Origin of the sequence: Cupriavidus nantongensis, from assembly GCF_001598055.1 — a bacterium.
Lineage (GTDB): Bacteria > Pseudomonadota > Gammaproteobacteria > Burkholderiales > Burkholderiaceae > Cupriavidus > Cupriavidus nantongensis.
In genome coordinates, this window is the sequence record NZ_CP014845.1 from 246,230 (window position 1) to 258,728 (window position 12,499).

Sequence of the window (12,499 nt, forward strand, 5' to 3'; positions counted from 1 at the left end):
CCGCGCCGTGCCCGCGGATTTACCCCCATCAAGAGGGGGATATTTGCGCCGCGCTGCGGGTGTGATGCATTCGGTACCGGTCAGCGCAAACGTTATTCGACTTCGCCGCTGTCGGTATCGCCAACCTGCGCGTCCCGCTCATGACGCATCGCGGCCGCGGCAAGTGTCGTGGCCGCGGCAGGCGCGGCTTCCTTGCGCTCGCTGTAGCGATCGGTCAGGTAGTCGCTGCGGTCGCGCACCAGCAGCGTGAACTTGTAGAGTTCTTCCATCACGTCGACCACGCGGTCGTAGTACGAGGAAGGTTTCATGCGGCCGCTGGCATCGAACTCCTGATATGCCTTGGCCACTGACGACTGGTTCGGGATCGTCACCATGCGCATCCAGCGTCCCAGCACGCGCAGCGCATTGACGGCATTGAAGGATTGCGAGCCGCCGCAGACCTGCATCACCGCCAGCGTGCGCCCCTGGGTGGGACGGATGCCGCCGTATTCCAGCGGCAGCCAGTCGATCTGGTTCTTGAACACCGCCGTCAGCGTGCCGTGGCGCTCGGGGCTGCACCACACCTGGCCTTCCGACCACTCGGAAAGCCGGCGCAGCTCCACCACCTTGGGATGGTCGGCCGGGACGCTGTCGCACATCGGCAAATCGTGCGGGTCGAACACCCGCGTTTCCGCGCCGAAGTGCTGCAGGATCCGTTCTGCCTCGTGCACCAGCAGCCGGCTGTATGACGTTTGCCGCAGCGAGCCGTAGAGCAGCAGGATGCGCGGCGGGTGCGTGCTGATGCGCGCGGGCGTCAGCTTGTGCAGGTCGGGCGTATCCAGCACTGCCGGCACGATATTGGGCAGGTCTGCCAGGGTCATTCGAATTCTCCGTCCTTGCGCCTTGCAAGGCGCTACCGACATGCCGGTGCCTCAGCGGGCGCCGGCCTCATACCAATGCTGCGACCGGTTGACGATAGCGACCACCAGCAGCATCACCGGCACCTCGATCAGCACGCCTACCACGGTGGCAAGCGCCGCGCCGGACTGGAAGCCGAACAGGCTGATGGCGGTGGCCACCGCCAGCTCGAAGAAGTTGCTCGCGCCGATCAGGCTCGACGGCCCGGCGACGCAATGCGCAACGCCGAGCTTGCGGTTCAGCAGGTATGCCAGCCCCGAGTTGAAAAAGACCTGGATCAGGATCGGCACCGCCAGCAGCGCGATCACCAGCGGCTGCTCGAGAATGGCCTGGCCCTGGAACGCGAACAGCAGCACCAGCGTCAGCAGCAGCGCGGTGATCGAGTACGGCCCCAGGCGCCGCACCACGCGCTGGAAATGCGCCACGCCGCGGCGCAGCAACAGCTTGCGCAGCGCCTGCGACAGGATCACCGGCACGACGATGTACAGCGCCACCGAAGTGAGCAGCGTATCCCACGGCACCGTGATCGCGGACAGCCCCAGCAGCAGCGCCACCACCGGCGCGAACGCGACCACCATGATGGCGTCGTTCAGCGCCACCTGCGACAGCGTGAAGTACGGGTCGCCCTTGCACAGCTGGCTCCAGACGAACACCATCGCCGTGCATGGCGCCGCGGCCAGCAGGATCAGGCCGGCCACATAGCTGTCGATCTGGTCGGCCGGCAGCAGCGGCGCAAACAGGTGGCGCACGAAGATCCAGCCGAGCAGCGCCATCGAGAACGGCTTGACCGCCCAGTTGATGAACAGCGTTACGCCGATGCCGCGCCAGTGTGACTTCACCTGCGCCAGCGCGCCGAAATCGATCTTGACCAGCATCGGGATGATCATGACCCAGATCAGCAGCCCGACCGGCAGGTTGACCTGCGCGTATTCCATCCGCCCGATGGCCTGGAAGAAGCCGGGCAGCATCTGCCCCAGCGCAATGCCGGCGACGATGCATAGCGCCACCCAGATAGTCAGGTAGCGCTCGAAAAAACCGATGGCCGGGGCGGCGGCGGCCGGGGTCGATGCGGCGGCGTGCTGGCTGGCCATGGTTCAGCTCCGCGCCAGGCGCTGCAGCGCCTGTTCCAGCTCGGCGTTGCTCATGTCGTCGAGCGGCAGCAGCAACAGTTGCAGCATGCGGTAGGCGATGGCCTGCCGGGTCAGCTCGAAGGCCTGGCGCTTGTTGTCGTCGCTGCCTTCCGTGCGGGACGGGTCGGGGTAGCCCCAATGCACTTTCACCGGACTGCCGGGCCAGTACGGGCACGCTTCTTCCGCCGCGCTGTCGCACACCGTGATCACGATGCGCATGGGCGGGGCGTTGTCGCCGGCGAATTCGTCCCAGCTCTTGCTGCGCAGGTCCCCCACCTCGACGCCGGCGTTGCCGAGTGCTTCGATCGCGTACGGGTTGACGCGGCCGCTAGGCGCGCTGCCCGCGCTATAGGCGCGGACGTCGCGGCCGGCGCGCCGCGCCAGGTGGTTCAGCATCCCCTCGCCCAGCACGCTGCGCGCCGAGTTGTGGGTACAAAGGATCAATACGTTGGTAGTCATCAGGCCGGGGCAGGAATTATCAGTAGATCAGGACATCAGGACGGTGAGGCGACCGAGCAGGGCGACACCGGCGAGCAAGGATTGCCACCGCAGCAGTTCTGCGTCAGGTAGGCCAGCAGGCCGTTCATGGTGTCGAAATGCGCCGTGTAGATGATCGAGCGGCCATCCTGGCGGCTGGTCAGCAAGCCGGCGCGGTGCAGTTCCTTCAGGTGGAACGACAGCGAGGACGCCGGGATCTCCATCCGTTCGGCGATGCGGCCGGCGGGCAGGCCGGCCGGTCCTGCCTGCACCAGCAGCCTGAACACAGCCAGGCGGATCGAGTGGGCGAGCGCTGCCAGCGCGGTAAGGGCGTCATCGGTTTCCATGTTTCGAATATATTCGAAACATGGAAACCGGGCAAGCGGCTTTTGTCGCTGTGGTAAGGTTGGTGAATGGTTTCAACGACATCGATGGACGAGACGCAGGCGGCACCCGTGCGGTGTCAGGAGAGTCATGCAGCGTGAGTAACGGGAAGGAAGCGCCGCGGCGCGCACGGCGGACCGACCAGGTTTCGCTGAGCCGCGCCTTGCGGCTGAGCGTGCCGGCGGAAGCCCGGCCCGCGCCGGTCAACCGCAGGGACTGGCTGCGGCAGCGCAAGGAAGAGTTGGAGGCGGCCCGTGCCGCCGCCAGGCACAGGCGCAACCTGCTGCGGGCCGAGATCCTGTCGGCCGCGCAGGATATTGCGCGCGAGGAACGCAGCGCCGCGCGGCTGGAAGCGGAACGGCTGAAGGCCGAAGCCAGGTCCGCGCGCACCTACGCGCGCGAAGACGAGCGCGCCGCCGCCAAGTTCGAGCGCGGCCAGCCGAAGCGCCCGGCTGCCAAGACCAAGACGCTGGCCAGGGAGAAAAGCAAGCTGGTCTCCTACGCCGAGCTGTTGCGGCTGCGCAAGTAACCGTTCGGGCTAGCGGATCTTGTCGAAGCCGCTGGCGGCCCAGCGCTCGGCGCTGTCGCGCGTCAGCCGGAAGTCGGGCCGGACCTTGGTGCTGGCCAGCACCTCGCCGAAGGCATCCTCGGCGGTCAGCGTGCCGAAGGGCTCGAATTCATCGGGCGTGATCGCCAGCTTCACGGTCACGCTGCCGGCTTCGGTTTCGATGCTGACCTGCTTGTTCAGCTGCGCGTGCAGCTGCTGCTCATGGCGCCGGATCACTTCCGACGCGGTCTTGACCAGGGTCTGGTGCGCGGTGGCGTCCAGCGGCTTGGGGTCGACCTTGTTGCGCCCCATGGTCCAGGGGCCGACCAGCGCCGGCTCGGCGCTGCCGTCGCGGATCATCTCGACCGCCCAGCCTTCGCCATCCTCGTTCTTGATCACGCGGGCGGTCCAGCCCTTGTCGCGCCACAGGCGCGGTTCGTGGATGGCGGAGGCTTCGTGCTCGGGCAGCGCGTCTTCGGTGTGTGGCATCAATCTCGTGGTACGGGTCGGGGAACCCGCGAGAATACTATAGGGCCCGGCAGCAGGGCCCCGCGCCCTTCATCGCAGACCCTCACGACCGCGTAAACAACGCCTTCCTGATGATGGCGTGCACGCCCCAGTTGCCGTTGACCACCTGCGTGATGCCGAAATCCACTGCCACCGAGATCAGCGTCACCGCCTCGTCCTCGCTCAGCCCCTTGACCGTCATCAGGAAGCGCCGCGTCTTGCGGAACGCATCGCGCATGGCGTCGTCCAGCGTGGATTTCAGATAGATGTGGCTCTGCGCCATCTGGCCCAGCTCGGTCAGGTGGTTGGGCGAGCTGAAGCCATGCAGGATCCATTCGTCGGCGGTTTCCACCAGCGGATAGCTCAGGTCCGCGAACGGCGCGCCACGTTCGATCATGGTGCTCTTGTGCAGGATCAGCTGGAAGTCGCCGGTCAGCGAGCATTCGATCGCGGTGCCGCACAGCTCGGAATCGCCCTGCGACGCATGCGGGTCGCCGATCGACAGCAGCGCGCCCGGCACCGCTACCTTCAGGTAGACGCTGGCGCCGCGCGTGACGCGCCAGTTGTCGAGGTTGCCGGCGAAGCTGGACGGCGGGATCGAGTCGATCAGCCCGTCCTGCGCCGGGGCGACGGCGATCACGCCGAAGTGGGGGCGGATCGGGATCTCGATATCGCGCAGCACGTCGTGGTTCTTGACGATGGTGTCGTGGTCGACCGGAACGCCGGGATAGTCGATGGTGGGATGCAGCACGCCGAACGGATCGCGCTGCGGCGTCCAGCGGAAGCTGTAGACCGCGCGGGCGCAACCATCGGCGCGCTCGCAGTCGATCTCGAACACCGTCACCACTTCGCGCTCGCGCGGCTCGGTCAGCATGTCGCGGTAGTGGAAGCCCCACCACGTCGCGGCGTTGCTGCCGAAGGCGCGGCCGGCAAAGCGCGGGTTGGCGCACGGGCGCGGGCGCACGTCGAGGATGCGCACCTCGAGCACGTCGCCGGGCATGGCGCCGCGCACCGCGACCGGACCGGTGCAGATATGCACGCCGAAACCCTCGCCGGCACCGCGCCCGTAGACCGAGGCGTCGATCGGGCCGGCGCCGCGGCGGTCGACGTTCTTCTGCTCGGCGGTCCAGTGGAACACGCTTTCGGCGCCGGGATCGCCGTCGATCATGCGCTCGCGGTCGTCGGAGGCATGCTGGGTCAGCGTTTCGATGGTGACGGTGTCGCCGGACATCACTTCGAGCACGGGCGGCAGCTCGTGGCTCAGGTAACCCCAGTGCACGGTCTTGTCGGTGGCCTGCAGCCAGTGGTGCCGGCCTTCCGGACGGGCCGCGTGCGAGCGGGCCTGGGTGATGGGCACTACCGACGGCCCGGACTGCACGCGTGCGCGCACGCCGTCGTTGGCCGGGACGCGCTGTTGCGCGGGGCCGCGTTTGGCATCCGCCGGCAGCCCGCGCGACACGTTCAGCGGCGGGCGCTGCGCGGGCGTGCCCGCGGCCTGCTCGCGGTACGCGCGCGGCGAGATCCCGAACTGCTCGCGAAACGCGTGGCTGAAGTGCGAAGGATCGTTGAAGCCCCAGCGATAGCAGATGTCGGAGACCGACAGCTTGTCGTACTGCGCATTGGCCAGGTCGGCGCGGCATCGCTCCAGCCGGCTGGTGCGCAGGTAGGCGGAAAAGCTGCTGCCGGATTTCTCGAACAGCTTCTGCAGGTAGCGGGCCGACATGTGTTCGTCCGCGGCGATGGCGGCGAGGCTCAGCTCGGGCTCGGCCAGGCGCGCGACGATGCGGCTGCAGACCCGCGCGAACACCGCCGCGCGCGACGGCGTCATGTCTGCCGGCGCGCTCGGCTGGTTGTCCGCCAGCGCCGCGCCCAGGCAGGCGACGATGGTGCTGTCGAAGGGCTGCACCGCCCGGTCGTCGGCGCACACCAGGGTATCGATGCTGGCCGCCATGGACTGCAGCAGGCGCGCGAACAGTTCCGCCGCGTCGCCGCCCAGCACCAGCGCGGAGCGCGGCAACGGCGCGGTGATGCGCGCGTGCAGCAAGGCCTGGCCGATATGCACGATCAACAGGCGGAAACCGGTGGTCAGCGCCACCTTGCGCGCCGCGTGCTCGGGCACGCAGACCACCTGGCCGGGATGCAGCGGCTCGCGCAGGTCGGGGCTGGCGAGGTGCGCTTCGCCCTCGGCCAGCATCAGCAGCATCAGGCCGCGGCCGTCGCCGGCGGTAATCGCCAGCGTCTGCGGCACCGACGCGATGCAGGTCAGTTCGATGCCGGCGGGCGTGGTGCGCGACTGGATCGTGCCGTGCAGGGTGTGGTCGGCGCACAGGCTTTCGCACTGCAGGCGCGCGGCCCTGAGCTCGTCGCGCCATGCGGCGCCGCGCCGGTTGCGCGGATACGCTTCGGTGGAAAAACGCTGCAGATGCAATGGTGCCTCCCTGGCGTCTGGCTGCCACAGCGCAGGCGCGGCGGACATGGCGGTCCGCCGCGCTGCGCAACGTTGCTGGCGAAGGCCCGGCGATGCCTTAGCCGATCAGCAGCTGCCCCCGCATCGCGGCCACCAGCACAAAGCCGGCGAAGGTGCCGAAGATGGCGAAGATGCCGCCCAGCACGTTCGGGGCCGGTATCGGCGCCCGTACCGCAGTGTAAAGAAGACCCGTCACCAGGCCAACGGCCGCGGCCTGCAGTTCGGTGCTGCCCAATGCGATTTCCACCATGTCATTCCCCCAACGCATGAGTTGCGATGATTCAGTGGCGGGCCGGCGGCCGCCCGAAGGCGATGGTCCGGCGCCATGCGTGCACGATCAGGTAGCCGATGTACGTGAACAGGATCGCGCAGATCCCGCCGGTGACATTCGGCGCGGGAATCGGCAGGTTGAGCCAGGAATACAGCGTGCCGGTGACCAGCCCGACCACCAGCGCCACCAGTTCGTTGCGGCCTATGTAGACGTATTGCATGCGCGTTCTCCGTGGCAGCCGCGGGCTCAGCCCTTGGCCTTGGGCGGGAAGATGGCGCGCGGCATGGTGCAGTGGATGCCCTGGGTGCCATCGACCACCTGGGTCACGCCGAAGTCCGCCGACACGCTCATCAGCGAATAGGCATCGTCGCGCGACAGCCCCTGTTGCTCGGTCAGCAGGTGGATCATGTCGCGTGCCGCGTTCCTGCCGGCTTCATCGAGGTCCTCATGGAAGCCGTGCACCACCCAGCAGTCCGGCGTTTCCAGCAGCGGCGAGGGGAAATGGAAGTCCTTGCGCAGCACGATCTGGAACAGCACGTTGAGCGAGGCCTCGATCGCGGTGCCGCTGACTTCGCCGTCGCCCTGCGAGATATGCGGATCGCCGATCGAGAACAGCGCACCGTCGACCTGCACCGGGTAATACATGGTGGCGCCCGCGCCGATGCGCCAGTTGTCGATATTGCCGCCGTGCAGCCCCGGCTCGACCGTGGTGACGCGGCCGCGCGCGTCGGGCGCGACGCCGGCGGTGCCAAGGTGCGGCCGCACCGGGACACGCACGCCGGCCAGCGCCGGCTGGCGGCAGCATTCGCGCTCGTCGACCACCTTGCCGGGGATGGTCAGCTTGCCGGGATAGTCATAGGCGTAGAGCGCATGCGCGGTGTTGGAGGCCTGGTCCAGCTCATAGATGGTGACCCGCTCCTTCTCGAACTCCTTGTACAGCTGGCCCCAGTTCGCGGCGACATTGGCGCCGAAGCGGAAGCGCGGAATCATCTGCAGGTAGCGCACCTCGAGCACGTCGCCCGGCTTGGCGTCTTCGACATAGATCGGCCCGGTCATGATGTGCACGCCCGGGTGGCGGTCGTCGTGCGGGACCTTGCGGTAGATCTCGCGGATGGCGTCGTCCATCATCAGGTCGGGGGCGTCGCCGGCGTGGTGGGTCACGGCTTCGGCGCGGATCAGGTCGCCGCTCTTCACGGTCAGCGCGGGCGCCTGGGTGGCATCGAAGTAGCCCCAGTGGATGGTCTCGGGGCGGGCGGGCAGGTCGTGCAGCATGGTTGTCTCCTTGGTTTTTTGCCGCCGTATCCGCGACCGCATCCGCAGCCGATAAGCGTATGAGCGGCTGGCCTGGTCGAGGTGGTCCGGGATACTGGCGATGCGTGGCAGGCGTTTGTGGCCTGTACCGCTGGCGAGGCTTCGTTGCCGCGCGGTGAGTCAATACTAGGAATGGCGCGTGCCCCGGCAGTAGGGCGATTCCCCCCAAACTCTTGTGTAGCCGCGCACTAAGGTAAACCCGCTGTGCGCCTCCGCCATCCGGGCGGCGGCGGAGTGTTAATTTTTGATTGACACCGTGTCAACGATCCATGGAATTGTCGACCACGCCTTGACAGTGCAAAATCCGGGCGAAGCCCGGGCCGACCGTCGCAGGCCCAAGAGAACACACAAGGAGATCGCCGCATGGCTGACACCAAAAATTCCCCGCGCCTGCCGCTGGCCGGCGTGCGCGTGCTGGACCTGTCCCGCGTGCTGGCCGGACCGATGTGCACGCAGGCGCTGGGCGACCTGGGCGCTGAGGTGATCAAGGTCGAGCACCCGGGCCGCGGCGACGATACGCGCGACTGGGGCCTGCGCGTGGGGACACGCAACACCGCCTACTTCAACAGCGCCAACCGCAACAAGCAGTCGATCGGCATCGACCTGCAGCAGCCCGAAGGCCAGCGCATCGTGCGCGAGCTGGCCGCCAAGTGCGACGTGCTGGTGCAGAACTTCAAGTTCGGCGGCATCGACAAGATGGGGCTGGGCTATGAGGCGCTGAAGGCGATCAACCCGGGCCTGGTCTATTGCTCGATCACCGGCTACCGCAGCAACGGCCCCGAGGCGACCCGCCCGGGCTACGACTTGGTGGTGCAAGGCGAGGCCGGCCTGATGGCACTGAATGGCGAGGAAGGGCAGGGGCCACTGAAATTCGGCACCGCGGTGGTGGACATGTTCACCGGCATGTATTCGGCGCAGGCGGTGCTGGCCGCGCTGTACGACCGCCAGCGCACCGGCCAGGGCCGCCACGTGGAGATGGCGCTGTATGACTGCGGCCTGATGGTCACGGCCTACTACGGCCTGGAGGCGCTGCTGATGGGCGAAGACCCGCCCAAGTACGGCAATGCCCATCCGTCGATCGTCCCTTACGGCGTGTTCGACGCGGCCGATGGCCCGCTGGTGATTACGGTCGGCAACAACGCGCAGTTCCAGCGCTTCTGCACCGAGGTGATCGAGCGCCCGGACCTGGCCGCCGACGAGCGCTTTGCCACCAACACTGGCCGCTCGGCCAACCGCCAGGCGCTGCTGCCCGAACTGCGCGCCGAACTGGCACGCCGCCCGCGTGAGCTGCTGCTGGCGCGCCTGAGCGCCGCCGGCATTCCGTGCGGCGAGGTGCTGGGGCTGCTCGAGGCGCTGCGCTCGCGGCGCTCGGCCGAAGCCGGCCTGCTGGCTGAACTGCCCAATCCGGAAACCGGCCGCGTCGAGGTGCTGGCGCCGCCGTACCGGCTCGACGGCGAGCGCGTGCCGGTGCGCGCCGCGCCGCCGCTGCTGTCGCAGGACACGGAGCGCGTGCTGGGCGATTTGCTCGGCATGGATGCCGGGCAGGTGGCCGCGCTGAAGGCTGCGGGGGTGGTGTAAGGGCCGGCGCGGGCTACGACGCGTCAGGCTGCTGCGGCTCGGGCCACTTGCCCTTGCGCGGGAAGCGCATGTCGAACTCGGTGAACACGTGTTCCTCGGAGCGGCAGCTGATGCCCGCGCCCCAGCTGCTCAGCACCTTCTGGCAGAACGCCAGGCCGATGCCGGTGCCGCGATGCGCCGGGTAGGAGAAGAAGGGCTGAAACATCCGCGCCAGCACCTGCGGCGGCACACCGGTGGCGGTGTCGCGGAACACCACGTGGACCGCATCGGGCTCGACCTCGCAGCGGATATGGATGGTGCCCTTGCCCGCGCGCCGGATCGCTTCCAGCGCGTTCTTCAGCAGGTTGGTCGTGACCAGGCCGAACAGCTGCGCGTTGCCCATCACGTAGGCACGGCCGGGCAGGTCGACCGTGACCCGCTCCAGGTCGCCGGGCTCGAACGGAAAGCGGCCGACCGCGTCGCGGATCACCTCGCCTACTTCGAACCATGCCTGCGTGGCGTTTTCCGGGTTCTTGGAGTTGGCCACCAGCAGCTCGATGCTGTTGCTGATATGGGCCAGGTCTGATTCCATCCGGGCCACCGCCTGCATCAGGCCGTCGCGCTGCGGCGTGTCCTGGTCCAGCGCCGCGGGCAGGCGGGCCTTCAGGCCGCGCGCGGTCATGGCCAGGCTGGTCAGCGGCGTGCGCAGTTCATGCGCGACGGTCGCCAGCGCGGCGGCCATGCCGCGCCGCTTCTGCTCGGCCAGCAGCTGGCGGTCCATCTTGATCACCACCAGCACCGCGATCACGAAGCCGATCACCGGCAACTGCAGCAGGATCGGCTCCCACGGGATGCCGCCCATGGAATTGCCGGCCAGCACGAACAGCGCAATCGCCGCCGCGGCGCCCGCGAACAGGGCGATGGTGGCGAACGCGGTGTTGAAGTGATACAGGATCACCACCGCGATGATGACCGATTCGGCCCACACCATCGAGCCGCCGTTCTCCAGGTAGAAGAAGATAAAGGCGAACGGCAGGCCTACCGTGATGGCAAAGAGCGCATAGGGCGGCAGCCAGCGCCGTCCCGAAAACGCGGACGCGAACAGCAGCGGCACGAACAGCGCGGTGCAGACCAGGCGCAGCCACAGGTTCTCATAGGGCTGCGGGAACACATAGGACCAGATCACGTAGTACAGCGGGTGGCCCACCACGCCCAGCGCGCCCACCATCTGGATCCGGCGCAGGCGGATGACGCTCTCCTCGTCCAGCAGCGTGGCCCGCGCGGCGGTCTCGAACACGGCCTGCCACGCCTTGCGCGCCAGTCCGGCAAGCGTGGTGCGGCCGTCCTCCGCTTGCGCTACCTTTGCATCCATCTCCAGGACTACTCCTCGCGGATGCCTGCGATCGGCCCGCTTGTGGGATTTTCAGGACTTGCGCCGGGCCCGGCGCGTCGAGGACCACTCTTCCAGCCGGACTTCATCGCGGATGCTGGCGAGCACGCCGACCAGGCGGTCGATTTCGGTGGCGCCAAGTTTCGCATGCAGCGTAAGCCGCATCAATGCCCGGTTCTTTGGCGTCGCCGGTGCACAGAATACCGCGCCGAAGATGCCGCGCCGCTGCAGCGCGTCGCGCAGCACCTTTACCTGCGGCTCGGTGCCAGCCTCCAGCCCGATGATCTGCTCCGAGCCGTCGCTGATGTTGTAGCCCAGTGCGGCGATCGCGCCCCGGGTCTCGCGGGTGATCGCATGCAGCCGTGCGCGGCGCTCGTCCGCCGCGGCAATGAAATCGGTCACCGCGTCGAACCACGCGACCTCATGGCGCAGCAGCCCGGAGCTGAAGATCGCCGGCCGCGATTCCACCGCGTAGAAATCCTTGAAGGCGGTGGAGCAGGCCACATAGCCCGCGCGCCCGGCAAAGGCCTTCGCCAGCGACGCAGTGCGGAAATGCACGCGCTCCGACAGCCCCAGCGCCGGGACCAGGCCGCCGCCGCGCGGGCCGTGCGTGCCGAGCGAGTGCGATTCGTCCACCACAAGCACGCAGCCGGACGCTTCGGCCAGTTCGACATAGTCCAGCAGCGGCGCCACGCTGCCGGTGGTGCTGTAGACCGAATCCACCATGATCACGCCCGGGCCGAAGCGCTCCAGCTGGCGGCGCACGTGCTCGCAATCGTTGTGGCGCACCGGCACCGCCTGCGCGCCCGCGGCGATGATGCCTTCCCACAGCGAGGCATGTCCGTTCATGTCGATATAGACCGGAATGCCGGGGCCGGCGATGCACTGCACCAGGCCCACGTTGGCGGCCCAGCCGGACTGGGCGATCAGCCCGTCCTCGGCCTGCATCAGGTCCGCGATCTTGCGCTCGACGCGCCGCTGCGGCGTATCGCCATGCATGAATACGGACGACATCAGCAGCTCCGGCGCGTCGTCGACAAAGGCGCGCATCTGCGCCTGCACCAGCGAGTCCTCGCCCAGCAGACACAGGTAGTCGTTGCTGCTCAGGTGGAGCGCGTCAGGGCCGGGTGTAAGCCCGTGCAGCAGGTGGTCCCCGCCCCAGAGCTTGCCCATGCGTTCTTCGAAATGCTGCGCCATGCGCGTGGTGATCCAGGGCGGCAGGGTCGGGGCCTTGTTGCGGCAGGCATGGTGGCGGGATTGCACAGGCTGGGCTTGGGCGAGCATCGGTAGTCCTTCAACAGGTGGGATGTGAATCGGAGGGGAATTGGCTAGGCTTGCATGGCGCCTGCGCCAAAGCCAGCCGCCCATGCGTGGGGTGCCGCGCGCAACGTCTCCCCATGGCGCGCCTTGTGCCGGCGTGCCATAGGGACCCGGTTTCATGTAGCGACCACTGTGCCAGTCTTAGCCAACGATTGTGACGGGACTTCCACCAATGCAACGTCTGTTTGGAGACTAGGTTGGCCGGATAAAGTGGTCACGCCGCAGTGCAAGACTGCGAGGG

General features: G+C 67.8%; 13 protein-coding genes. 2 read left to right on the plus strand and 11 right to left on the minus strand.

Features of this window, described 5'->3' with window-relative positions; all coding sequences use genetic code 11:
* Positions 1–92 precede the first annotated feature (92 nt).
* Genes arsH through A2G96_RS22485 form a run of 4 tightly spaced genes read right to left on the minus strand, consistent with a single transcriptional unit; the run spans position 93 to position 2,851 of the window.
* Positions 93–860 carry an arsenical resistance protein ArsH gene (gene arsH / locus A2G96_RS22470; RefSeq protein WP_062802442.1) on the minus strand — a complete coding sequence of 256 codons (768 nt, stop codon included), beginning with the start codon at positions 858–860 and terminating at the stop codon, positions 93–95.
* A 51-nt stretch (positions 861–911) separates the two neighbouring features.
* On the minus strand, positions 912–1,988 hold the full coding sequence (gene arsB, locus A2G96_RS22475) for an ACR3 family arsenite efflux transporter (RefSeq protein WP_062802443.1): 1,077 nt from the start codon (positions 1,986–1,988) through the stop codon (positions 912–914).
* A 3-nt stretch (positions 1,989–1,991) separates the two neighbouring features.
* Positions 1,992–2,486: an arsenate reductase ArsC gene (locus A2G96_RS22480; RefSeq protein ID WP_062802444.1), complete on the minus strand. Its 495-nt coding sequence runs from the start codon at positions 2,484–2,486 to the stop codon at positions 1,992–1,994.
* A gap of 35 nt (positions 2,487–2,521) precedes the next feature.
* On the minus strand, positions 2,522–2,851 hold the full coding sequence (locus A2G96_RS22485) for an ArsR/SmtB family transcription factor (protein WP_062802445.1): 330 nt from the start codon (positions 2,849–2,851) through the stop codon (positions 2,522–2,524).
* Between the two features lie 134 nt (positions 2,852–2,985).
* Here A2G96_RS22485 and A2G96_RS22490 point away from each other — a divergent pair, with 134 nt between their 5' ends.
* Positions 2,986–3,417, plus strand: coding sequence for a hypothetical protein (locus A2G96_RS22490; RefSeq protein WP_062802446.1), 432 nt, complete (start codon positions 2,986–2,988; stop codon positions 3,415–3,417).
* Between the two features lie 9 nt (positions 3,418–3,426).
* Here the strand turns inward: A2G96_RS22490 and A2G96_RS22495 are convergent, their stop codons facing one another.
* The 5 genes from A2G96_RS22495 to A2G96_RS22515 all read right to left on the minus strand — a co-directional run bounded on the left by A2G96_RS22495 (position 3,427) and on the right by A2G96_RS22515 (position 7,952).
* Positions 3,427–3,924, minus strand: a complete 498-nt coding sequence (locus A2G96_RS22495; protein WP_062802447.1) for a hypothetical protein — start codon at positions 3,922–3,924, stop codon at positions 3,427–3,429.
* An 82-nt stretch (positions 3,925–4,006) separates the two neighbouring features.
* Entirely contained in the window at positions 4,007–6,370 is a 2,364-nt protein-coding gene (locus tag A2G96_RS22500) for an acetamidase/formamidase family protein (protein WP_062802448.1), read from the minus strand.
* 97 nt (positions 6,371–6,467) lie between these two features.
* Complete coding sequence (locus A2G96_RS22505) at positions 6,468–6,659, minus strand: DUF1427 family protein (protein ID WP_012355164.1); 192 nt, start codon at positions 6,657–6,659, stop codon at positions 6,468–6,470.
* A 31-nt stretch (positions 6,660–6,690) separates the two neighbouring features.
* Positions 6,691–6,900: a XapX domain-containing protein gene (locus tag A2G96_RS22510; protein ID WP_062802449.1), complete on the minus strand. Its 210-nt coding sequence runs from the start codon at positions 6,898–6,900 to the stop codon at positions 6,691–6,693.
* Between the two features lie 26 nt (positions 6,901–6,926).
* On the minus strand, positions 6,927–7,952 hold the full coding sequence (locus A2G96_RS22515) for an acetamidase/formamidase family protein (protein WP_062802450.1): 1,026 nt from the start codon (positions 7,950–7,952) through the stop codon (positions 6,927–6,929).
* 402 nt (positions 7,953–8,354) lie between these two features.
* On the opposite strand from A2G96_RS22515, the gene A2G96_RS22520 reads away from it, so the two are divergent.
* Positions 8,355–9,569: a CaiB/BaiF CoA transferase family protein gene (locus A2G96_RS22520; protein ID WP_062802451.1), complete on the plus strand. Its 1,215-nt coding sequence runs from the start codon at positions 8,355–8,357 to the stop codon at positions 9,567–9,569.
* A 13-nt stretch (positions 9,570–9,582) separates the two neighbouring features.
* Here the strand turns inward: A2G96_RS22520 and A2G96_RS22525 are convergent, their stop codons facing one another.
* Both A2G96_RS22525 and cqsA read right to left on the minus strand, forming a co-directional pair.
* A complete protein-coding gene (locus A2G96_RS22525; protein ID WP_062802452.1) occupies positions 9,583–10,920 on the minus strand; it encodes a sensor histidine kinase in 1,338 nt (445 codons plus the stop codon).
* A gap of 51 nt (positions 10,921–10,971) precedes the next feature.
* Positions 10,972–12,222, minus strand: coding sequence for an alpha-hydroxyketone-type quorum-sensing autoinducer synthase (gene cqsA, locus A2G96_RS22530; protein ID WP_062802453.1), 1,251 nt, complete (start codon positions 12,220–12,222; stop codon positions 10,972–10,974).
* Positions 12,223–12,499 lie beyond the last annotated feature (277 nt).